The organism is Rothia sp. HMSC076D04 (assembly GCF_001814645.1).
Classification (GTDB): Bacteria; Actinomycetota; Actinomycetes; order Actinomycetales; family Micrococcaceae; genus Rothia; species Rothia mucilaginosa.
This window is the reverse complement of sequence record NZ_KV817365.1, coordinates 341,644-365,132: the sequence shown is the minus strand read 5'-3', so window position 1 is coordinate 365,132 and position 23,489 is coordinate 341,644. Positions and strand designations below refer to the sequence as shown.

14 protein-coding genes are annotated in these 23,489 nt (G+C 60.5%); 3 read left to right on the top strand and 11 right to left on the bottom strand.

The features are described from left to right. Positions 1-374: 374 nt before the first annotated feature. The 4 genes from pgk to leuS form a co-directional block, all read right to left on the bottom strand. Entirely contained in the window at positions 375-1,598 is a 1,224-nt protein-coding gene (pgk, locus tag HMPREF2980_RS03810) for a phosphoglycerate kinase (RefSeq protein WP_005506145.1), read from the bottom strand. A gap of 342 nt (positions 1,599-1,940) precedes the next feature. Continuing rightward, complete coding sequence (gap, locus tag HMPREF2980_RS03805; RefSeq protein ID WP_070592969.1) at positions 1,941-2,945, bottom strand: type I glyceraldehyde-3-phosphate dehydrogenase; 1,005 nt, start codon at positions 2,943-2,945, stop codon at positions 1,941-1,943. 597 nt (positions 2,946-3,542) lie between these two features. Beyond that, on the bottom strand, positions 3,543-4,580 hold the full coding sequence (locus HMPREF2980_RS03800; protein ID WP_070592968.1) for a DegV family protein: 1,038 nt from the start codon (positions 4,578-4,580) through the stop codon (positions 3,543-3,545). A gap of 195 nt (positions 4,581-4,775) precedes the next feature. After that, complete coding sequence (gene leuS / locus HMPREF2980_RS03795; RefSeq protein ID WP_210399287.1) at positions 4,776-7,217, bottom strand: leucine--tRNA ligase; 2,442 nt, start codon at positions 7,215-7,217, stop codon at positions 4,776-4,778. Between the two features lie 288 nt (positions 7,218-7,505). On the opposite strand from leuS, the gene HMPREF2980_RS03790 reads away from it, so the two are divergent. Further along, the gene (locus tag HMPREF2980_RS03790) at positions 7,506-8,531 is read left to right on the top strand and encodes an alpha/beta fold hydrolase (RefSeq protein ID WP_070690225.1); all 1,026 of its coding nucleotides are present in this window, start codon (positions 7,506-7,508) and stop codon (positions 8,529-8,531) included. A 24-nt stretch (positions 8,532-8,555) separates the two neighbouring features. Then, positions 8,556-9,683 (top strand): glycosyltransferase family 4 protein, encoded by a 1,128-nt coding sequence (locus HMPREF2980_RS03785; RefSeq protein ID WP_070690223.1) that lies wholly within the window; start codon positions 8,556-8,558, stop codon positions 9,681-9,683. Positions 9,684-9,951: 268 nt separating this feature from the next. On the opposite strand, the gene HMPREF2980_RS03780 is transcribed toward HMPREF2980_RS03785, so the two are convergent. From HMPREF2980_RS03780 to HMPREF2980_RS03750, 7 genes are all read right to left on the bottom strand, one after another. Beyond that, on the bottom strand, positions 9,952-10,203 hold the full coding sequence (locus tag HMPREF2980_RS03780; RefSeq protein WP_005509134.1) for a hypothetical protein: 252 nt from the start codon (positions 10,201-10,203) through the stop codon (positions 9,952-9,954). 376 nt (positions 10,204-10,579) lie between these two features. Beyond that, positions 10,580-10,831, bottom strand: coding sequence for a DNA mismatch repair protein (locus tag HMPREF2980_RS03775; protein ID WP_070688104.1), 252 nt, complete (start codon positions 10,829-10,831; stop codon positions 10,580-10,582). A gap of 231 nt (positions 10,832-11,062) precedes the next feature. After that, positions 11,063-13,711 carry an aconitase gene (locus HMPREF2980_RS03770; RefSeq protein ID WP_246823670.1) on the bottom strand — a complete coding sequence of 883 codons (2,649 nt, stop codon included), beginning with the start codon at positions 13,709-13,711 and terminating at the stop codon, positions 11,063-11,065. Positions 13,712-13,823: 112 nt separating this feature from the next. Then, complete coding sequence (locus HMPREF2980_RS03765; protein ID WP_070690221.1) at positions 13,824-16,211, bottom strand: primosomal protein N' family DNA-binding protein; 2,388 nt, start codon at positions 16,209-16,211, stop codon at positions 13,824-13,826. A gap of 33 nt (positions 16,212-16,244) precedes the next feature. Further along, positions 16,245-17,450 (bottom strand): methionine adenosyltransferase, encoded by a 1,206-nt coding sequence (gene metK, locus HMPREF2980_RS03760; protein ID WP_070690219.1) that lies wholly within the window; start codon positions 17,448-17,450, stop codon positions 16,245-16,247. 175 nt (positions 17,451-17,625) lie between these two features. Next, a complete protein-coding gene (uvrC, locus tag HMPREF2980_RS03755; protein WP_005506184.1) occupies positions 17,626-19,566 on the bottom strand; it encodes an excinuclease ABC subunit UvrC in 1,941 nt (646 codons plus the stop codon). A gap of 200 nt (positions 19,567-19,766) precedes the next feature. Then, positions 19,767-20,447 (bottom strand): lysophospholipid acyltransferase family protein, encoded by a 681-nt coding sequence (locus HMPREF2980_RS03750; RefSeq protein WP_049346304.1) that lies wholly within the window; start codon positions 20,445-20,447, stop codon positions 19,767-19,769. A 623-nt stretch (positions 20,448-21,070) separates the two neighbouring features. On the opposite strand from HMPREF2980_RS03750, the gene HMPREF2980_RS03745 reads away from it, so the two are divergent. Then, positions 21,071-23,488, top strand: a complete 2,418-nt coding sequence (locus tag HMPREF2980_RS03745; protein WP_005509139.1) for a nitric-oxide reductase large subunit — start codon at positions 21,071-21,073, stop codon at positions 23,486-23,488. Position 23,489 lies beyond the last annotated feature (1 nt).

The window sequence follows — 23,489 nt, the reverse complement described above, 5'->3', positions numbered from 1 at the left end:
GCTACTCGCGGGTAGCTGGGCTCCACGGTTGGGCGTCTTCGCCCGCCTGTATTTGCTTGTCTGTATTTGTTTGCCTGTGGAGGTGCGTGCGTCCCCTGCTTCGCTCCCCCGCGGTAACCATATGGGTACCGTGGGGGAGCGCCGGGAACCTCTACATTTCCAGTCTATTAGAGGCACCTCTAACCCTCCCCAGCACAAGCCGCACACCCAGGGAATCCACAGCATATAGCCAGGAAACAGCCCCGCCCATCTGCCCGCGCAGGATTATCCGGGCATGAGCGGGCATGCAGAAACCCCCGCCGGAACGGTACCGAAATACCGCCCCAGCGGGGGTTCCTTACACTAAAACCGTGTACTAAATCTGTGCACCCAGATTAGGCGCCCAGTGCCTCCAGGCCGGGCAGGGTCTTACCCTCAATGTACTCGAGGGAAGCGCCACCACCGGTGGAGATGTGGCCGAACTGCTCATCCTTGAAGCCCAGGTTACGGACTGCAGATGCGGAGTCGCCACCACCAATGATGGAGAACGAGTCAGACTCGACGATAGCCTGAGCCACTGCGCGGGTACCCTCAGCGAAGGGAGCAATCTCGAACACGCCAACGGGGCCGTTCCAGAAGATGGTCTTTGCACCCTTGATCTTCTCAGCGAAAATCTCGCGGGTCTTGGGGCCAATGTCCAGGCCCTCAGCCTCTGCGCCCAGCTTGCCGCCGGTCAGGTCCTCAATCGGGCGAATCTCGGTGTTAGCGTCAGCGGAGAATGCGTCAGACCAGACAACGTCCACTGCGGTGATGATCTCGGTGCCCTTCTCGGGAGCTTCCTTCAGGTAACGCAGAACGTTGTCGACCTGGTCCTTCTCCAGCAGCGACTGGCCAACCTCGTAGCCCTGTGCGTATGCGAAGGTGTAGCCCATACCGCCACCAATGAGGATGGTGTCAGCCTTACCAATCAGGTTGTCAATCACGGCGAGCTTATCGGAAACCTTAGCGCCACCCATGACCACGACGAAGGGACGCTCGGGGTCGTTCAGGGTCTTAGCCAGAACGTCAACTTCCTTCTTCACCAGGTCACCCAGGTATGCGGGCAGGCGCTTAGCAACGTCGTAGACGGAAGCGTGCTTGCGGTGAACTGCACCGAATGCGTCGTTCACGTATGCGCCGTTCTCGCCGGTCAGTGCGACCAGCTCGTCAGCGAATTCGCCGCGCTCTGCGTCATCCTTGGAGGTCTCACGTGCGTCGTAGCGAACGTTCTCAACGACCAGAACTTCGCCGTCAGCCAGGGCTGCTGCCTTAGCCTTTGCGTCCTCGCCTACCAGGTCGGTTGCAACCTTCACGGGCACGGATGCCAGCTCAGCCAGGCGTGCAGCTGCCGGTGCGATGGAGTACTGGGGGTCAACCTTGCCCTTGGGGCGGCCCAGGTGTGCGGTCACGATAACGCGTGCGCCAGCCTTGGCAAGCTTCTCAATGACGGGCAGGGATGCGCGGACGCGGCCGTCGTCGGTGACAACGCCGTCCTTCAGGGGTACGTTCAGGTCGGAACGAACGAGAACGTGGCGGCCTGCGACGCCTTCTTCGAGCAGTTCGGACAGTGCCTTAGCCATAGGAATTCCTCCTGGATAGGTGGGTTTATATACCGTTTCCATCATACCGAACATTAGGGTGATTGACAGCCTAGTAAATAGCTTTTATATTGTGTTTTTCCGCAGAATATCGCGGATATTCGCACTCTCTATCAGCTATTTTCTTACGGTATTTTTGACTCAAAAAGGGCGACGGAAAATAGTATGTTTATACGTTTTTGGGGTTTTATTAAGACCCTTACACAGGGTCTTGGTACAGCAAACCCCGACTCCCCCGCTTGATGCGGTGGTGCCGGGGTTCACTATGCGTTAGTTACGCGGGGTGACGCTTACACTTGATGAGCGTCGCAAGCCTATTGGGGCTTAGAGGGATGCCACAACCTTGTTGGTGAACATCACGAGGCGTGCAACGTAGCCGTACTCGTTGTCGTACCAAGCGATAACCTTCACCTGGTCGCCGATGACCTTGGTCAGCGGTGCGTCGAAGACGGTGGAGATGGGCTCACCCTCGATGTCCTTGGACACGATGGGATCCTCGTTGTACTTGATGATGCCCTTCATGGGGCCCTCAGCTGCTGCCTTGACTGCTGCGTTGACTTCCTCAACGGTGACCTCGCGCTCAGCGGTGAAGGTCAGGTCGGTGATGGAGCCGGTGATGGTGGGAACGCGGACTGCGAAGCCGTCCAGCTTACCCTTCAGGTCGGGCAGAACCAGGCCAACAGCTGCTGCTGCACCGGTGGAGGTGGGGACCATGTTCACAGCTGCTGCGCGTGCACGGCGCAGGTCGCGGTGGGGAGCATCCTGCAGACGCTGGTCAGCGGTGTATGCGTGGATGGTGGTCATCAGACCCTGCTTGATGCCGAATGCGTCGTTCAGGACCTTAGCCATCGGAGCGAGGCAGTTGGTGGTGCAGGATGCGTTGGAGACGATGTGGTGGTTAGCTGCATCGTACTGGTCGTCGTTCACGCCCATGACGAAGGTGCCGTCGATGTTCTTACCGGGAGCGGAGAGGATAACCTTCTTAGCGCCAGCCTCGATGTGTGCCTTTGCCTTGCTGCCTTCGGTGAAGAAACCGGTGGACTCGAGGACTACGTCAACGCCCAGGTCCTTCCAGGGGAGGTTCTGGGGGTCACGCTCAGCGAGGATCTTGATTTCCTTGCCGTCAACAACCAGTGCGCCTTCCTTGACCTCAACCTCTGCGTTGAAGCGACCCATGATGGAGTCGTACTTGAGCAGGTGTGCCAGGGTCTCAACATCGGTGAGGTCGTTGATTGCGACGATCTCGAAGCCGACGCCCTCGGTCTGAGCTGCGCGGAAGAAGGTGCGGCCGATGCGGCCGAAGCCGTTGATTGCTACGCGTACAGTCACTGGAGTATCTCCTTGTCAGTGCGTTGGTGGCGGTGTACAAATCCGATGCCTTGTAGGCTCTGGTTTAGTCGGATTCGTCCGTGCTCTATGTTGCCCGGTGCGTTCCGCCGTTGTTGGTAATAATCCTACCCTAGTTTGTGTGTGTTTTGGTGTGTTATATCGAGAAATTTTTGTGAGTTGCGCCATAAAAACCGGCAAAAACCCGTTGTTTTCTGTTGGTTTGCGTTGTGTTCATGCTTAGAAAATGTTGCGATACGGTCACGGCAACATAAACACACATGAAACGCACATTTACTAAAAACCGCGCCATATCAAGGCAAAATCTGAGGGTAAAAAATACCCTTTCACCTGCGAATGGGTTTCAATGACGTCCCATGCGCTCGCACGCAGTGCAATTTCTCACGCGAAAACAGACGAGCCCAACGTAAGACACACCACAGCCTCAAAACGGGTTAAATACGCTCCCGGCACACAGTTTTCGTGTCGTGTTGCGTGTCGCCCGCGGCGCATCGCACGGGAACACCGCGCGGACACACAGCACGAGCACACAGCACAGGGTCAACACGGGCACACCAGAAAGGCGGCTAGTACACGATCCTAATAAACGACCAGCGCCACAGCACCCAGCCCCGAATGAGCCGACAGCACCGGCGGCAACGCACTCACCAAAAACTCCGGCGCCGAAGAAGCAGCGGCATCATGAACGAGGGAGCTCTCCCCCAGCATCTGCTGAACCTGCTCGTACAGCTGCACCGCCTGCGCCGCATTGCCCACATGATGCACCGCAACCACCTCACCGCGCGGGGATGCGGCAAGCGAAGAACTAGCGGGGTCGGCAGCGGCAGAGCCCACTGAAGCAGAGCTGAGCGCCGCCGCATGCTGATGCTCACGGCAAGTCTGCACCGTCACCTCCACCAGGCGCTCCAGGGCGCGCGCCGCAGTGCGGGGGCGTTCCACATACGCCAGCTTGCCCTCGGTGATCGTGCCAATCGGCTTAATCTGGAACATCTGACCCACCATCGCCAACGCCGGGGAAACACGGCCACCGCGGCGCAACGCATCCAGGGTCGGGATATAGAAGTAGAGCGTGGACTGCTCGCAGACGGACTGAATGTAGTCCACCAGCTGCGCGGGACTCGGACATTCAACACTCGCGCCTGCGGATGCAGAGTTCAGTACCTCCAGGGCGCGCACCACCGCATGACCGTAGGCACCGGCGACCGTGCGGCTATCCACCACGCTCACGCCCTTAGAACCCAGGCGACTCAGGCGGGCACCTGTGCGTGCCGCCTCCACCGTGCCCGAGAGCTCACCGGACAGATGCACAGACACCACATGCGTAAAACCTCGCGACGCCAGCTCGTCATACACATCAGCAAACACGCCCGGTGCGGGCCCGGAAGTGCTCACCGTCTGACCCATCACGTGCGCAAGCATAATCGCCTCATCCACCTCGGCGGCGGTCAAATCCTGCAGCTGACGATCCGGCTCACCGGGCGTGCGAATGGTCACCGGCATCGGAACCAGCATAAAATTGCCGCGAGCGCTCAGGCGCTGCACGAGCTCCGGGTCGAGGGCGGCGGCGCTATCGGTTACCACGGCAATGCGGTTCTCTGCTTTGTTCTCTCGCTCCATATTCCGGCCCTTCTTCCGGTTCGTCAGTGCATGATTCGATGACGAACCCTCTCCTAGCGTTCCCTGAACATTATGGCACTCATCACTACCGCAGTACAGCAAAGCCCCGCCGCGCCTCCGGGTTCGTTACACAGAACGAACCGAAGCCACAGCGGGGCTTGTACTTTATCTAAGAAACTTCTTTATCTAAAAAGCTTAGATCACGATGTTCACGAGCTTAGGCGCACGCACAATCACCTTGCGGATCTCGGCGTCACCAATCGAACGCTGAACAGCGGCATCCGCCAGAGCCAGCTCCTGAAGCTCCTGCTCGGAAATATCCTTCGCAACCTCCAGGCGAGCCTTGACCTTGCCCTTAATCTGCACGATAGCAGTGACGGTGTCATCCACCAGCAGAGCCGGGTCAACCTCGGGGAAGCCCGCGGTCAGAACCGGGGTGTCGTAGCCGAGAGCGTGCCACATGTCCTCAGCGGTGTACGGTGCGTACAGAGACAGCAGAATAGCGACAGTCTCAGCAGCCTTACGAACAACCGGGTCAGCCGCACCAGCACCGGAGTCAATAGCCTTACGGGTAGCGTTCACAAGCTCCATGGTCTTAGCAACAACCACGTTGAACTTGCCGTTCTCCAGCAGGCCCTGAACCTCGTGCACGGTACGAGCAATCAGCTTCTGCAACTCCAAGTCACCGGTGGTTGCGTCAACGCCGGGTTCGCTGGTGACGTCCTGAGCCACACGCCATGCGCGAGCCAGGAACTTCTGCGAACCGGACGGGGAAACATCCGCCCAGTCCACGTCATCCTCGGGCGGGGACGCGAAAATCATGGTGGTGCGGATAGCGTCCACACCGAACTTGTCGAGCTGCTCACCCAGGTTCACGCCGTTACCCAGCGACTTGGACATCGCCTTACCGCCGTTGAGCACCTGACCCTGGTTCATGAGCGCCTTGAACGGCTCATCGTGCTTGATCAGGCCCAGGTCGCGAACAACCTTGGTGAAGAAGCGTGCGTACAGCAGGTGCAGAATAGCGTGCTCCACACCGCCAACGTACATGTCGACGGCACCCCACTCGCTCATAGCCTGCGGGTCGAAAGGAGCCTTGTCGTAGTTCGGGGAAACGTAACGCAGGAAGTACCAGGAGGAATCCACGAAGGTGTCCATGGTGTCCGAGTCACGGCGAGCCTGCTTGCCACACTCAGGGCAAGGCACAATCGCCCAATCATCGGCAGCGGCAAGAGGCGACTGGCCCTTAGGAGCCAGCTGCTCACCGCGCAGGTTATCGGGCAGCAGCACCGGCAGCTGATCCTCAGGAACCAGAACCTCGCCACAATCCTCACAGTGAATCACGGGGATGGGGGTACCCCAGAAACGCTGGCGGGACAGCAACCAGTCACGCAGACGGTAAATGACCTTACCCTCACCGGTGCCCGCAGCCTCAACCAGCTCAATAGCCTTAGCGAGCGCCTCAGCCTTCGGCAGGCCGGTCAGCTCACCGGAGTTGATGAGCACGCCGTCACCGGTTGCGGCAACACCGCTGGTAGCCGGGTCCTCAGCACCCTCAACGTCCAGGACCTTCACGATGGGCAGGTCGAACTTCAGGGCGAACTCAAGGTCACGCTGGTCGTGCGCGGGCACAGCCATAATCGCGCCGGTACCGTAGTCAGCGAGCACGTAGTCAGAAGCCCAGACGGGCAGCTTCGCGCCGGTCAGCGGGTTAATCGCGTAGCGGCCGGTGAACACGCCGGTCTTCTCGCGGTCAGAGGACTGGCGGTCAATATCGCTCAGTGCCTTAATGTCTTCGCGGTACTGCTCCAGGGCAGCCTTGTGCTCGGGTGCCACAATCTGCTCGGCGAACGCCGCATCCGCAGCAACCACGATGAAGGTTGCACCGTACAGGGTGTCCGGGCGGGTGGTGAACACGGTGAAGGACTCAGCAGGCTGGTCCTCGGTCGCCTCAATCTCGAAGCGCACCTCAGCACCCTCAGAACGACCAATCCAGTTGCGCTGCATGAGCAGAACACGCTCAGGCCACTTGCCCTCCAGCTGCTCCATGTCATCCAGCAGCTGCTGTGCGTAATCAGTGATCTTGAAGTACCACTGGTTCAGGGACTTCTTAGTCACGGTAGTACCGCAACGCTCACACGCACCGTTCACAACCTGCTCGTTCGCGAGCACGGTCTGGTCCTTGGGACACCAGTTGACCATGGAGTCCTTACGGTACGCCAGGCCCTTCTTGTAGAACTGCTCGAACAGCCACTGAGTCCACTTGTAGTACTCGGGGTCCGAGGTGTGCAAGCGGCGGCTCCAGTCAGCGGCAATAGCGTAACGCTTGAAGGACTCAGCCTGAGTCTCAATGTTCTTGTACGTCCACTCCTTGGGGTGAGTGTCGTTCTTAATGGCTGCGTTCTCAGCGGGCAGGCCGAAGGAGTCCCAGCCAATCGGGTGCAGAACATCGTAGCCGCACTGCTTGAAGTAGCGGGCGTTCATGTCACCAATAGCGAATGCCTCCGCGTGACCCATGTGAAGGTCACCGGAGGGGTACGGGAACATATCCAGCACATACTTGCGGCCCTTGGGGGCGTCACCGGTGGGCTGGAAAACCTTCGTTTCGTCCCAGTAGGGGCGCCACTTGGCTTCCATAGCGCGGAAGTCGTACGCATTTTCGTTGCGTTCGGTCTCTACCTGAGCAGACACAGCGATTCCTTAAATAAAGACAGGTTGATAAAAACTTAACCCTCCAAGTGTAACGCGAAACCCGCACCGAGCCAGAGTTGAGGCCGCCTCGACTACCAAATGGACGGCACCGCCCGCCCGACCACCCGCCCAGCTGACGATGCGGGGCGCAAGTTTCAGAGCCCTTTCAGGCTTCTCCCCTAGAATTAAGAACGGGACTTAGCCGTCCCAGTACCCAACCCGCGAAAGGTACCCATGACCTCCACCGTTACCCCGGACTCTCCCAACACCTCAGTTCTTGAGGGTGTGCCCGGACCGCTCATCCCCGGCACCCGCCACGACGCCCTCATTGGTGACGGCGCGCAGGCGGTTATGACCCGCTACTGGCAGTACGGCAAAGGCATGAACGCTGGGCTCTTCCCCGAAGGCTCCTACCCCGTGCTGCTCGTGCACGGCTTTCGCGGCGACCACCACGGCCTGGAAATCATCGCGAACTACCTGCTGAAGCTCATCCCAAACGTCAGCATCATCAGCCCCGACCTGCCCGGCTTTGGCCGCTCCGCAGACCTGCCCGAAAATGCTCAGGGCGAAGACAACATCAACGCGTACGTGGCGTGGCTGAACGACTTCGTGGAACACACTAACCCCGCCCGCGAGAATGCACAGCCCCTACCGCTGCACCTGGTCGGCCACTCCTTCGGCTCCATCGTCACCAGCGCCTTCGCCGCCGCACACCCGAACTCACTCGCACTGCTCTCGCTCATCAACCCGATTAGCGAACCCGCCCTCGAAGGTAGCCAGCGCGTCGCCTCCCGCCTCGCCTCCCTCTACTACCGCGCCGGCGCGGCACTCCCCGAAAAAATCGGCTACCCGCTCCTGCGCTCGCAGCTGATTACCCGCGCCTCCAGCGAAGTCATGATGCGCACCAAAGACAAGGCAATGCGCCGCTTCATCAACGGCCAGCACGCCGCCTACTTCGGCTCCTTCGGCTCCCGCCGCGGAGTGCTCAGCGCCTACGAAGCGTCCATTACGCACACCGCCGCCGAATACGCCGCCGCCATCCGGGTACCCGTGCAAATGCTCGTTGCCGAAGACGACGACCTGGGCACCCCCGAAACGGCTCGCGCCATGTACGCGACGCTGACCTCCCGCAATCTACCCGCGTCTTCGTCCGGCGCCCGCGAGCGCCTGGACATGATCCCTGAAGTCGGGCACCTCATCCACTACGAAACCCCGCATCTGGCCGCGGAACTCATCGCCGATTTCGCCGCCGAACGCTAAGGGAACGAGAAGTAAGGAACCAACATGAAACTCATGGTTGACGCCCGATACACCCGTATCGGCTTCCACGACGGCATCAGCCGCTACACCGCCTCCCTGCTGGGCGCACTCAAAACCCTCATCGACACCGGTGACGAAGCTGCCGCCGACCTCGACCTGACCATGATCATTAGCGACGAGCGTCAGCTGGACATGCTGCCGGATTTGCCGCACGTGAAGATCTGCTCGCCCACCGGCCCGCTCGAACCGACCGCCGCCCTGCAGTTGAACAAGTACGCGCCGGACGTGGTGTTCTCCCCCATGCAAACCATCGGCTCCACCGGACGCAAATTCAAGCTGATTCTCACCCTGCACGACCTGATCTATTACTCGCACCCGACCCCGCCCGGGTTCCTGCCCGCACCGGTGCGCGTGGGCTGGCGACTCTTCCACAAGACCTACACCCCGCAGCGCTTCCTGCTCAACCACGGCGACGCGGTCGTGACGGTTTCTGAGTCGACCGCCTCGCTGATTCGTGAGCACGAGCTGACCACCAAGCCGCTGTTCGTGGTGCCCAACGCCCCGCAGCCCGGCAGTGTGGTCTCCCGCCAGACCGCGCTGGAACGCGCCACCACCCGCGAAGAGCAGCCCGTCAAGCACCTGGTGTACATGGGTTCGTTCATGCCGTACAAGAACGTAGAAACGCTACTACTGGCGATGCGTTCCCTGCCGGATTACCGCCTGCACCTGCTGTCGAAGATGCCGCCGCAGCGCCTGGTGCAGCTCACCGACGAACGCCTCATCGGTGAGAACGTGGAGGTGCACAACGGCGTGAGCGACGAGGAGTACCAGCAGCTGCTCCGCCAGGCGCACGCCCTGGTGACTGCCTCCCGCGAGGAGGGTTACGGCCTGCCCGTGGTCGAGGCTCAGGCTGCCGGTTGCCCCGCGGTGATTAGTGACATCCCGATTTTCCGTGAGATTGCGCCGCACGCCGTGTTCGCCCCGGTTGACGGTGCCCCGGAGGCGCACGCCGCCGACTGGGTCAAGGCGATCCGTTCCCTGGAGGATTCCGCCGTTCGCGAGCGCGTCATTATTGATGGACTCTCGGATGTGCGCCGCTACTCCTGGCGCAACTCGGCACTCAAGCTACTGGAGGTCGTGCGCGGGCTCTAGGGCTTGCGCAGCTTATACGACGAGCTACTAGATAAGATACAGAAATGCCGCCACACTCCCCCGAAACTCGGGAGGGTGCGGCGGCTTTCTCATATTTAGTTTGTGGTTGCCGGGCGGCACATGCGGCGTACAGCAAACGATGTACAGCGGCGGTTCGCTACACACTTCCTCCGCGCCTAGGCAGGGAACCCGCCCTCGCAGAGCTCGGGCACCCTGAGGGCGCATCCGGAAGGTGCAGCCTCACCGCATCACACCGGAGCAGAAATCCTTAGACCGTAGCAAAGCTACCAGTACGAGCCGCTTCCTTCGCGGCCAGCTCATCCGCATGACCGTACGCGTAGAAAATCTTCGCGTCATCCAGCTCAGCAAAACGAGCCAGGTAGCGGCACACCGCGCCACGCTGAGCCTTCGTCATCGAGGACAGCAGAACAGGGTCCGGGTGAGTAATACCGTTGTCGCGGCTCGGTGCCGAATCGCCAAGTTCCGGCTCGTAATCATAGGCAATATTGGTGAAGCTCATCGGCGAGAACCTTTCCTTAGGGCGTTTCTTAGGGCAGCACCGCAACAATGCAGACGCTACCGGAGGTAACACCGCGAAAAGAACCTACGGAGATCATCGGAAGTCTCTTCGCAGTAGTGGTTGTGATATCTCTAAACTACCCAAGAGCTAATCAATGTTCAAGAACCATCAGGGAACGCCCCCATAGTGGACACGTCCCCGGTTGTCAGGAAGAAATCAGGGGCATCATAGCGGCATACGACCGCCGAGTTCCCCACCGAACTAAAGCCCATCCGAAAGCCAATGTGAAAGCCAGTGTGAAAGCCAGCCCGAAAAGCAGAAATGCTGCCGCACTCACAAAGAGTGCAACAGCATTTCTAAAAACTAACGATGCAGGCTACGCCATAGTTGCGTAGAGACCGCGTTCAGCATCCTTACGAGCCAGCTCGTAAGCGTGACCGTACGCGTAGAAAATCTGGGCGTCATCCAGGTCGGGGAAACGCGCCAGGTAACGGAACACTGCATTACGCTGAGCCACGGTCATGTCCGCGAGTAGTTCAACATTGGGGTGGCTAATGCGGTTAGCGCGTGCAACAACAGAACCTCCGCCTGCTTTTTCGTAGGCGGGGGTGATGAGAGTCTGAGTCATCAGTATTTATCTTTCTTAGGTGCGTGCGGTTGTGAAGCGCACGCGGAGTTGAGTGATAGATACCGCCAATACCACCTCGACAAGCGCCGAAATAGTATCCGCAGTGCTGAATATATTACCGTGGATACGGAGACTACGCCAATTAGAATCACCCAAACCCCAGCAAATCTTAGGTGCACACGAATGCATAAAAATTCTGGGGTGCCCTTCCAGCGGCACCACCTAAGCACCCTAAACTACAGCGCTCTGCCCTGCTTTATTCTCCTGCTTTTTCTCCCCTGCGGGGTTATGTTCCTCTGCATCCTCAGCGTCTTCATCCTCACCGTCAAGACCCAGAAGAGCAGTCACCATCGGCAAAGGATTGAACTCGCTCAGCTGACCCGTACGGTCCACCTTGCGCATCATGAACGCACGCTGCAAACGCCGCTGAGTCCACGGCGAAAGCACCATCATCAGCAGCGCCTCCACCACAAAAATGCTGACCAGAATCCACAGCAGCAGATCCGAAGAACCCGCCTGCTCGCGCAGCTGCTGAGCATCCGCCACCAGACGGTCAAATCCCTCCGAATGCAGGCGCGAGGTATCAAGCCCCGTCAACGCGGACAGGCTCACCGGCGACGCCACATTCAGCAGCACCGACAGCATCAGCAGAAGCACCGCATACAGCCCGTAATGCATGGTGCGCATCAGCTTCTTCACGCGCGCAAAACCGCAGTTCAGTTCCGCACCAATATCGGTGAAAGCCGCCGCCTTCTGCGTCTGCTCACCCTCCGGCATCATGTGCGGCACCAGGCGGTGCGCAAGCATCAACGGCACCGGCGAGCACGCATCAAAATACTGCATGTGACTATTCACCGACGGGCCCGGCAGAGTCACAAAGCTGACGTCCACATCAGCGGGCTGAGTAATATTCGACCTGCCAATGCTGTCACCACGAGCGGAAATCTCGCACCGGTCAGCCACATCAAGATCCTGCAACATCGGCGCGTAGGCGCGCACATACAGGTGGCAGGCGCTACGCACCGACATCATGAGTACCAGGATCAGCGCTCCCCAAAACGCCACGGAGGCGGGCGTTAGCTCAGGGACCGCGCCCTCAACACGCAACTGCGCCAGCAGTAGCATGAACACCGCGTACAGCATGAAAACGCCGTGCACGAAGAGCAGCGGGATCAGCCACTTCACGTAGGCGCGCGTGCCGTACGGGTTGACCAGGCGCACATCCGCCGGGCTCTTCGCGGAAGGAGTTGCGGAGGTTTTTGCGGAGGCGCTTTCCCGGGCACTCTTGTGGACAATACGCGCCCTACCCTTGAAGGTACCCGGCACGCTCACAACCAGCGGCACCACACTCAACGCCAGGGGCACCAGCATCGTATAGTGCAGCAGCGAACGGTACGGACCAAACAGCAGGGACGCCTCTACCAGCCAGCAGAACGCCGCAACCGCGCTCACCCACAGAAGCATGGCGCGGTTACGGTAGCCGCCCGCAGCATCCAGGTGCCCCGGAGTGTCGTTACGGTCACTAGCGATAATGCTAATCGGGACCACGCCACTACCCAGACCGTAGAAGAAACGAATCGGCTTCTTACCCGCCGCCGCACGACGACGCAGAAGCTCATAGCTCAAATAGCCGCCCTGCGAATGGGCAAGAATACCCACCGCATCGCTACGGGAACTCAACTCGTCCAGCTGACGATCCAGACGCGCATAAATACGCTCTAAATCGCGCGACTCCGGGCTGGTCGCCGTCTGAATCAGTTGCGTCGGAATAGCCTTCATCAGCGCCCACAGCTCACGGGCACGACGAGCCAAAATCCAGCCCACAATACCCAGGCCGAGCACCGCCGCCAGACCCGTAAACGCACCCTGCGGAGTACCCAGAGACGCCACAAAAGCATCACGGAAAGTCATGAGCGCCATAGCCGCCAGCACCAGCCACAGCGCCACGTTCACGAATCGAGCAGTAGAACGCAGCAGGTGCCCGGCACGCTCACGCCAGGTCGCGCCGGGGCGCTCATAGTAGAAGCAGAACATCAAAAACAGCGGCAAAACCGACGCCAACCAGGGCAAATGCTCCTTCAACGGGCGGTAATGTCTGGGCCGCCAGAAGCCCTCCTGAAAAAGGAGGCTGCGGCGAGTGACCGTGCGAACCGGGCGCGGCTTCGGCTGAGGCAGGCGCGGAAGCTCAAGATTAGGCAGCTCGATGTTCGAGAAATCGATGTTCGGGAGCTCTACCTTGGGAAGCTCAATTTTCGGCAGCTCAATCTTAGGGAGCTCCACCTTGGGAAGTTCCACCTTGGGCAGCTCTACCTTGGGTAGCTCTACCTTGGGTAACTCCACTTTGGGCAGCTCCACCTTCGGAAGTTCAATTTTCGGCAGACTGATTCTTGTAGATTCTTTGGGCCCGGAGGCTTCGGCGGGTTCTTCCTGCACGGAATTCTCTTCAACCTGCGGGCTTTCCTCAACCGGGTCAGCAGGGTACTCCGTGCGTTCAATCGTCAACGAATACGTCAACTCGCTGTGGTGGCTCAGCGGGTTCACCTCGGCGGCAAGCGGGAGGGTATCGCCGTCAGGAATCACCTCAACACGAACCCGCGCAGAATCCTCCGCGGCGGGGTTCTCTTCGGAGAGCGCGACAGAATCCGTGTTCAGCGCCAGCAGAGTCTGCACACTATGCGCCACCGGCTTGCCAAAATACGCGAGCGTCTCGCCGTGATTCTGGTAGCCGATACCGTGAACCAGCAGCAGCACCGCCGCATCATGGTGCTGTCCCTTGCGGTGCAGAGCACTCTTCGGATGCGCAGAAGCATACTCAGCCAGCCGCCGCTGCTCACCATCAGGCAGCGCACTACCCTTCAGCAGATGAGGCACCTTCGACACGCCTCTCACCTCCTCGCCTCTGCGCACAGCGCGCCTGCAAACCCGCGTGCTCAACGCCCAACCCGGGGCAAAAAACCGCCCCTCACTAGAACACTACAGCACGACTAGAAAATCACAGCACGTCCAGGCCGTCACAGCGAATCTGAACCGGCCGCTCCCCCACGTTCTTCTTCAACGCCGCAATCGTGGCACGCGTAGCACGCAACTCACGGGTCACCTGCTGCGCAATGCCATACGAGAAAAACATCAGGGTACGCCAATCGCCCTGAACCGGCGCCTCCTCAGAATCCTCCTCAAGAGACTCCGACCAGGCAAAATACCCCTGATCCAGAGGAACCGGACCCACAATACGCAACTGCTCACGCACCCGCTCCAGCAACGCAGAAGATTCCAAGAACTCCTCCATAAAGGCGCGAACATCCACCTCCGCACCAGTCACCGCAGCCGTACGAACCGCCGGCGGCAGACCCGTCTGAGCGCGCTCCTCCAGCTCCTGACGAGCAAACCACGCCGGATCCCAACGCACCAGCGCCTGCTCCACCGGCGACGGCGAAGCAGTCGTCACCACCGTACCCTCAAGAGCCGCCGGACGAACCAACGCCGCCGCATTCAACCAGCGACGCAACGCCGCCTCCGGAGCACGCAACGAATCAAAACGAAGCATCTTATCGGCATCCAGAAGAAGCGCCGCCGCATAGCCGCCAAAAGCCACCGGCTCAGCACCCGGAGTCGCCACCACCAACGCAGGCTCAGGACCAACCGACGCCCGCACATGATCACCCGCCGAAGAAATCACCGGAACATTCGGGAACGCACGACCCAGCTCCTCAGCAGTACGAGTCGCACCCGCCGCCGAATAACGCCAATGCGTAAAACCACACTCAGAACAACGCCACTGCTGCGCCAAATGACCGCACCACGAACACGACGGAACCGACGAACCCGAAGCCACCGACAAAGGCCCACTACACTCGCCACAACGCGCCGGCATGCGGCAACGCTCACACGAAAACGACGGAATATAACCGCTACGCGCCACCTGCACCAACACAGGACCACGCGCCAACGCCCGACGAGCATGCTCAAACGCCAGGTGCGGAATACGCGCCATCGCCGCTAACGGGTCACGCGCCAACTCAAACTCCGAACCCGTCGAAAAAATACGCGGCGAATAATCACGCACCAACGCACGCGGCGCACGCACATGAGACGCCCAACGGGTACGCACCAGACGCGCCGCCTCACTACTCATGCTGAACCCGGCAAACAGCGCCGCAGTATTTTCAGCAGAAGCACGCAGAAGCAACACATCACGGGCATGACAATACGGGGCGCGCTGCTCCACCAGCGAAGAATCGCCGTCATCCCAGCACACCACCAGGCCCAGGTTCGCCACCGGTGCGTAGGCTGCCGCGCGGGTACCAATCACCACCGGCACCCGGCCCAAACGCGCCTTCACAAAACCGTGATAGCGAGTATGCGGAGTCGAATCAGAACTCAAACGCACAAACGAGTCAGCCGGCAGACGCTCGGCGAGCGCCGCCTCCAGAAGATCCAGGTTCTTAGCGGTCGGAACCACCGCAATAGCGCCGCGACCACTCGCAGCAGCAGCCGCGAGTGCGGTCGCCAAAACATCCGCCCACGTATGCTCCAGGTGGCCGGGAAGAACCGTCATCACGGCGCGAGTCGCAGCACCGGCAGCAACATCTTCAATGAACTCCGCGCCGTTCTCGTAATCAGAGAAGACGGAGGCGGCATCCGGCGCGTCCGGGTTCAGCGCCGGCGGGTCCAGCACGAAGGGTGCGGGCGCGCCGGGGGTGGCAAGCCACGCGTACGGGTCGGTAGCGCTGGAGACAGCGGCACTGGAGGCGGTAGAAGGCTCAGATTCCGCGTGCTCCGGAGCCGCGTTCTCGGGAGCATCGGAAGTGCTTACCGGGGCAGAATCACCCAAATACGCCGACTCGTACCCCGGCAGAAGAGGCGCGTACTTCTTATCCAGCGCGGCAATGCGCGGCGGCACCGCCAGGCGTAGCACGTTCGCCACCGTGGAGGCGTAACGGTCAGCAAGCGCCTCGGCAAGCGCAAAAATTTCGGGCGCAACAGAGGGCACACGCGACAGCACCGACTTGAGCGGCAGCAGCGAGGTGCGCGTCCAATCAGTCGTGGCGGTGCGCTCCTCAATGTAGCCGGTCATCTCGTGGCCGTTGAACAGCACGCGCACGCGGGCGCCGGGCACCGCATCCTCACTCAGCTCGGCGGGCACGCGGTAATCAAACGTGCGGTCCACCTGCGGCAGGGTGCTATCCACGCGCACACGCGCCACAGGGTTCGGCACGCCGCTCGCCTCCAACTCGGCGGCAACGTTTACCGGCTCCGGGGCGGCCGGAATCAGGGCATCACGAAGAGCAGGAAATCCCTGCAACAGGTCAAGCTGTTGCAGGGATTCCTGCTGAGCACCCAACGGTGCCGAAGAGTTCGATTCAGAACTGCTCTGAGTCACCCGAATCAGCGTGCTCCTCTACCCTGACAGATATTAGGAGGAGGACACTGCCGAACGCAGTGCATCCACGCGGTTCAGGCGCTCCCAGGTGAATTCCGGCTCGGTGCGGCCGAAGTGGCCGTGAGCTGCGGTCTTCTTGTAAATCGGGCGGCGCAGATCCAGTTCGTTAATGATTGCCAGCGGGCGCAGGTCGAAGACCTCACGCACAGCCTTCTCAATCTTGATCGGGTCGACCTTCTCGGTGCCGAAGGTTTCAACGTACAGACCGACCGGCGCTGCCTGGCCGATAGCGTACGCAACCTGAACCTCGGCGCGGTCAGCAAGACCGGCACCCACAATGTTCTTCGCAACCCAACGCATTGCGTACGCTGCGGAACGGTCCACCTTCGACGGGTCCTTACCGGAGAACGCGCCACCACCGTGACGAGCCGAACCGCCGTAGGTGTCCACAATAATCTTGCGGCCGGTCAGGCCCGCGTCACCTACGGGGCCACCCTGAACGAAGCGGCCAGCGGGGTTCACAATGAACTTAGCGTTGGAGGAATCCAGATCGACGCTGCCCAGAACCGGTGCGATAACGTGCTTCTCAATGTCTGCACGCAGGTCAGCCAGGTCGTAGCTTGCGGTGTGCTGGCTCGAAACAACGACGGTGTCCACGGAGACAGGCACGTTGTTCGAATCGTAGCCGAGGGTCACCTGAGTCTTGCCGTCGGGGCGCAGCTCGGTCAGCAGGCCGTCCTTACGGACCTTGGTCAGACGCTCAGAGAGGCGGTGCGCCAGCCAAATCGGGGCGGGCATCAGCACGTTCGTCTCGTTCGAAGCGTAACCGAACATGATGCCCTGGTCGCCCGCACCCTGGCGGTCGTACTCGTCAGCAGCAATACCCTGACGAACCTCGAGGGACTCGTACACGCCGGCGTTAATGTCCGGGGACTGCTCACCAATGGACACGGACACGCCGCAGAACTCGCCGTCGAAGCCGCGGGTAGAGGAATCGTAGCCGATACCCAGAATGGTCTCGCGCACGATGGAGGGGATTTCGACGTAGCTGGAGGTGGTCACCTCACCAGCAACATGCACCTGACCGGTGGTCACCATGGTCTCCACAGCAACGTTCGCTGCGGGATCCTGGGCGATGATGCCGTCAAGGATGGCGTCAGAAATCTGGTCACAAATCTTATCGGGGTGGCCTTCAGTCACCGACTCGCTGGTGAATAGGCGCAGATGGTTATTACTCACGGTTTCCACTCTACTGGTTGAGGGCGCGCGAAGATAGCGCGCTCGTAATGATGACGGTTTCCTTCAATTATGACACGTTTGTTAAGCGCTATTACGAGGCGGGGTGTTACATTCACACCCCGGGCGGGCCTTCACCCAGCGCCAGCAGGCACTTAGGCCAGCGCCAGCCAGAGGATTAGGTCAGCGCCGCCAGAATCTTCTGAGCCAACGCCGGACCAATACCCGGCACCGCCGTCAGTTCCTCGGCGCTCGCCTGCTTAATCTGAGCCACCGACCCAAAGTGCTTAATCAGCGCGGAACGCTTCACCTCGCCCAGACCGGGCACCTCATCCAGGGCGGAGGCAACCATCGCCTTACCACGCTTGGAACGGTGGAAGGTGATCGCGAAACGGTGCGCCTCATCGCGGATGCGCTGCACCAGGTACAGCGCCTGCGAGGTGCGCGGCAGCACGACCGGGTAGTCGTCGTCCGGTAGCCACAGTTCCTCCAGGCGCTTAGCGATGCCGGCAACGTACACATCCGTAATGCCCAAATCGCTCAACGCGGCGGAGGCGGCAGCCACCTGCGGCGGGCCGCCGTCCACGAGCACCAGGTTCGGAGGATAGGCGAACTTCGCAGGCTCGGGCGTGGAGGCGTCAATCTCACCGGAGTGCACGGGCGCAGCTTCACGTTCCGCCTGCTGCGCCAGGTGCCTCTTGAAGCGGCGCGTGATGACGTCGTACATACTGGCGGTATCGTCACGCGCGGCGTCGCCGGTAATGCTGTAGGTGCGGTAGGCGTTCTTTGCGGGCATGCCGTCCTCAAAGACAACCATGGAGGCGACCACGTTCGTGCCCTGCACATGCGAAATGTCGTAGCACTCGATGCGCAGCAGCGGGTCGGGCAGTTCCAGCGCTTCCTGCAGCTCCACGAGGGAGGCGCTGCGGGTGGTCAAATCGCCGGCACGGCGGCTCTTGTGCAGGGTCAGCGACTGGCGCGCGTTCTCGGCGACCGTCTTCATGAGCTCTGCCTTGTCGCCGCGCTGCGGGACGCTAATCTCCACGGGGCCGCCGCGCACCTCCGCCAGCCAAGACGCCAGTTGCTCCTTATTCTCGGGCTCCACCGGCACGAGCACGGAACGCGGAATATCGTAGCTGTTCAGGCTCTTCTCGGCGTCCTTCTGGGAGGCGAGGCTCGCCGCAATATCGCTGTACACCTGCGCGATGAGCTGCTCGATGAGCTGTGCGTCGGTGCTGTCGTTGACCTTCTCCACGATCCAGCCGCGCTGGCCGCGGATCCTGCCGCCGCGCACGAAGAACACCTGAACGGACGCCTCCAGGTCGTCCTCAGCGTAGGCGAACAGGTCGGCATCCACGGTCGCGCCGAGCACCACGGCGTTACGCTCAAACGCCTTAGTCAGCGCGGCAATATCGTCACGAAGAATCGCGGCGCGCTCAAAGTCCATATCAGCGGCGGCGGCCTTCATTTCTGCGGTCAACTGGGCGATATGCTTCTCAGCGCCACCACCCATAAACCGGGTCAGCCCGCGCGCCAACTCGCGATGCTCCTCGGCGCTAATCTTGCCCACGCACGGCGCCGCGCACTTATCGATATAGCCGAGCAGGCAGGGCCGGCCACTATTCTTCGCGCGGTTAAACACGCCGTTCGTGCAGGTACGCACCGGGAAAACGCGCAGTAGCGCATCCAGGGTTTCACGAATCGCCCACGCCTGCGAGTACGGCCCAAAATAGCGCACGCCCTTACGGCGCTCGCCGCGAGTGACCATCGCGCGCGGGTACACGTCATTGACGGTAATCGCCAGGTACGGGTACGACTTATCGTCGCGGAACGCAATGTTGAAGCGCGGCGAAAACTCCTTAATCCAGGTGTATTCAAGCTGCAGCGATTCCATCTCGCTCGCCACCACGGTCCACTCCACGCTCGCCGCTGTATGCACCATCGCGTAGGTCTTCGGGCTCAGCGTCTGCGGGGACGCAAAATAGCTGTTGAGGCGGTTGCGCAGGTTCTTCGCCTTGCCCACGTAGATGACGCGGCCGTCGGCATCGCGGAAACGGTAAACGCCCGGGTCGGTGGGGATTTCGCCGGGGGCGGGGCGGTAGCTGGAAGGCTCTGCCATGGGTACTTTCTCCTCGCTCTACTGGGCTTGACGGTGCTTCTCTACGGGGGTCGGTGCGGGGTTGCCACTGCTGGGCTACCGGGGTCATCCCAGGCTCGCGCATACGACAAACCGCGCATCCTACACCCATCTCCCCCATAACGCGGGGGTCGGTGCGTGAATGCGCGGTTTAAGTCTACGCGGTATAGGCGGCGCGTGCCCTAGCCTGCGTCACGTGCGGCTGAGGGCGAAACGTTGTACTCATGCTTGCGCGCCTGACCGGACAGCTGAGCAATCTCGTCCATGATCGTGTCGGCGGTGACGCGGCGCTGCTTGCCGGTCATCTTCTCACCGGTCTTCTCAAAGTAGAGTGGCTTGCCCACACGAATCGTGAAGCGGCGCGGGTAAATCATGTTCGAGCCGGGCTTCTGCAGGCGGTCGGTGCCAATCAGACCAACCGGAACCACGGGCGCGCCGGTCATGTGCGCCAGCCACGCCACACCAATCTTGCCGCGGTACAGGTAGCCGTCGCGGGAGCGGGTGCCCTCGGGGTAAATGCCGAAGACCTTACCCTCCTGCAGCTTCTCCAGGGCAATATCGAGTGCCTTGAGCGATTCGGAACGGTCGGAGCGGTTCACGGGAATGATGTCCACGGCTTCGAAGAATGCCTTCATCATCTTGCCGCGCGGGCCGGGGGTGTTCACGTACTCAGCCTTGGCGAGGAACGCCACGCGGCGCGGCATCATGGCGGAAATAATGATGGAGTCCAGGAAGGACAGGTGGTTGGAGGCGACAATCACCGGGCCGGTGGCGGGGAAGTTTTCGAGTCCGGTCACGCGGGCGCGGAAGACGGTGCGCAGGATTCCGGTGACTGCTTTCTGGGTGGATTTGTAGAGAAGCACGTGAACTCTCCTGAGGTGCCGATAGATTGCGGGCTGTGGCGGCGGTCCGCCGTGGATGCGGGGTAAGTGGCCCCTTCTGAGGGTACACCGTGTGGGTGCACAGAATCTGTACTGAAAAAATTTGTACTGTGTTTAGTAGTACCGAGTTTTATTATTCCACACCCGAGTGTAGGAACGTGAGGGGTGCCGCATTCCCCTTCCACATGCTGGGATGCGCCTCCCACCAATAATTTCGGCAAGATTTCCGGTAGAAGCTCAAGTAGAAGCCCGAGTAGGAACCCGAGTAAGAGTCCTGATTGAGGGAGCCTGCATAGCTTCCGCCCTATGTTCCCCCGTTGCAGGCTGGTAAGTAGTCACGGAAGCTAAGGATTCAACCTCAACGTAACATTCGAACTTTTTTGCCTTGTAACTGTGGCTTTTATGCCTGAATACGCCTGTCATATTGTGACGATACGTCAGCAAAGTTTCGTAAATACGCATTTAATATGCAAAAATGAGAGCAGGGTGGGCTGTCGCACCTCCCTCAAGGACGATTCACCCTGAACATAGTGAGCCGCCCCTCCAGCGGATGTGCGTCGGGACCACTCCACCTACAAATTCCACGCACACTGGAGACATACACTATGGCTACAAAACCCGTCTCGCGTGCGCAGGCAGCAAAGATTGCCCGCCGCTCAGACACGGTCGGTGCCTATGCCGGAAAAGGCTGGGTACAGGCTGTTGCGTTTGTGATGCTCCTGGGCTTCACCATCATGGCAGTCCTTGCAATGCGCACCTACGCACTCTCCATGCCGCTCCCCGATAAAATCGTCGGCAACGACGGCAAAACTATCGCAACCCAAGAACAGATCCTGCACGGTCAGGAACTGTTCCAGGGACGCGGCCTGCAGCAGTACGGATCCGTCCTCGGCCACGGTGCCTACCTCGGCCCCGACTACACTGCAGAATACCTGCGCCTGACCACCGATGCTGCCGTCAAGGAGTACCGTGAACAGGGCAAGCAGGACCCCCGCGAACTCGTCAAGAACGAGTGGCGCAAGGAGAACAAGTACGACGAGCAGACTAAGACCATCACCTGGTCCGCTGGTGAGACCAAGGGCTACCAGCTCATGCTCAAGCACTACCGCGAAACCCTGATGAAGGGTGACACCTCGCAGGGCCTGTTCCCCAACGCCATTAAGAACGACGAAGAACTGCACGACATCGTCGCATTCTTCGGCTGGACCGCATGGGCATCGGCGGCAGACCGCCCCGACCAGCCCTACTCCTACACCAACAACTGGCCTTCCGAACCCAACGTGGACAACAAGCCCACCGCGGATCTGATGGTCTGGTCGGCACTCTCCCTGATTGCCCTCATCGGTGGTACCGGTCTGATGTTCGCCATCTACGGCCGCTGGTCCCGCGCTATCGGCTGGCACGCGGAAGAGGCACCCGTCCTCGACTTCCGTCAGCCCGACGAAGTTCGCCTGACCCCCTCGCAGAAGGCAGCCTGCCTGCTCTTCGCAACGATCCTGGTGCTGTTCCTGCTGCAGGCTCTGGTGGGTGCACTCACCGAGCACTACCGTGAAGAACTCACCGGCTTCTTCGGTATCGACATGGGCCAGCTGTTGCCCTACACGGTATCTCGAACCTGGCACCTTCAGCTCTCCCTCTTCTGGACCGCAGGCGCGTTCCTGGCGGGCGGTATCTTCATCGCCCCGCTGATTACCCGCCGCGAACCCAAGAAGCAGGGCCTGCTTACCTACGTTCTCATCGGCGCCGTGGTCTTCGTGGTCCTCGGCTCGCTGCTGAACGAATGGTTCTCTCAGAAGGGCCTCATCCCCAAGGAATTCACCGGCTTCTTCTCGCAGCAGTGGGAGTTCCTGGACCTGCCGCGATTCTTCCAGATCCTGCTCACCGCGGGTATGTTCATCTGGATTGTCATCGTCTGGCGTACCCTCTCCGCTCGCCTGAAGGGCTCGAAGAAGACCTCCCTGCCGTGGCTGTTCCTCTTCTCCGGCCTCGCCATCCCCATGTTCTACGCGGTCGGCCTGCTCGCAGGTCAGCGTACTCACGTGACCGTCGCCGAATTCTGGCGATTCTGGGTGGTTCACCTCTGGGTGGAGGACTTCCTCGAACTGTTCACCACCGTCATGGTGGCGTACATCTTCGTGCTGCTCGGCGTGGTCCGCGAGCGCATCGCGATCTCCATCATCATGATGGACGCCGTGCTCTACTCCGCCGGTGGTGTGATCGGTACTCTGCACCACACCTACTTCGTCGGTACCCCCTCCGAGCAGATGGCATTCGGTGCGTTCTTCTCGGCTGCTGAGGTTATCCCGCTGACCTTCCTGACCGTTGAGGCGTGGGGTTTCATGCAGCTGGGTGCTCGCCAGTACTCCAACCGCACCAAGCCTTTCCCGCACCGTTGGGCTGTTATGTTCCTGATTGCTGTGGGCTTCTGGAACTTCCTCGGCGCGGGTGTGTTCGGCTTCCTGATTAACCTGCCGATCGTGTCCTACTTCGAGATTGGTACCGCGCTGACCGCAAACCACGCACACGCATCCATGATGGGTGTGTACGGTATGCTCGCAATCGCGTTCGCGGTGTTTGGTCTGCGCTACCTGATCCCTGAGGACAAGTGGCCTGAGAAGGGTCTGAAGTTCTCCTTCTGGACCCTGAACATTGGTCTGCTGTGGATGTCCTTCATCTCGCTGCTGCCGCTGGGTATTGCTCAGCTGTACAAGTCCGTGGGTGAAGGCTACTACGAGGCTCGTTCCTTCGCGTTCATTCACGACGGTGCTTCCGCCGTGATGGGTTGGATGCGTATGCCCGGTGACGTGATCTTCCTGGTCGGCATTATCCCGCTGATTAAGCTGGCGCTGCTGGGTATCAAGGAGATCTTCTCCAAGAACGCTAAGGAAACCGTCCTGGAGCTGCCCGAACCGCCGCTGTACGAGGTGGTTGAGGACGCTCGCATCGCAGAGTTCGCCGGCGCTAAGGCTGCCGAGGAGCTGCCCGAGCAGACCAGCCCCTACCGTAGCGATCGTCGAGGCTAAC

Excerpts from the sequence above, each read along its gene's own strand:
- HMPREF2980_RS03775 (WP_070688104.1), bottom strand. The coding sequence starts at position 10,831 with ATGACTCAGACTCTCATCACCCCCGCCTACGAAAAAGCAGGCGGAGGT.
- HMPREF2980_RS03780 (WP_005509134.1), bottom strand. The coding sequence starts at position 10,203 with ATGAGCTTCACCAATATTGCCTATGATTACGAGCCGGAACTTGGCGAT.
- uvrC (WP_005506184.1), bottom strand. The coding sequence starts at position 19,566 with ATGGCAGAGCCTTCCAGCTACCGCCCCGCCCCCGGCGAAATCCCCACC.
- HMPREF2980_RS03790 (WP_070690225.1), top strand. The coding sequence starts at position 7,506 with ATGACCTCCACCGTTACCCCGGACTCTCCCAACACCTCAGTTCTTGAG.
- HMPREF2980_RS03745 (WP_005509139.1), top strand. The coding sequence starts at position 21,071 with ATGGCTACAAAACCCGTCTCGCGTGCGCAGGCAGCAAAGATTGCCCGC.
- pgk (WP_005506145.1), bottom strand. The coding sequence starts at position 1,598 with ATGGCTAAGGCACTGTCCGAACTGCTCGAAGAAGGCGTCGCAGGCCGC.
- HMPREF2980_RS03785 (WP_070690223.1), top strand. The coding sequence starts at position 8,556 with ATGAAACTCATGGTTGACGCCCGATACACCCGTATCGGCTTCCACGAC.
- HMPREF2980_RS03800 (WP_070592968.1), bottom strand. The coding sequence starts at position 4,580 with ATGGAGCGAGAGAACAAAGCAGAGAACCGCATTGCCGTGGTAACCGAT.
- leuS (WP_210399287.1), bottom strand. The coding sequence starts at position 7,217 with ATGGAAGCCAAGTGGCGCCCCTACTGGGACGAAACGAAGGTTTTCCAG.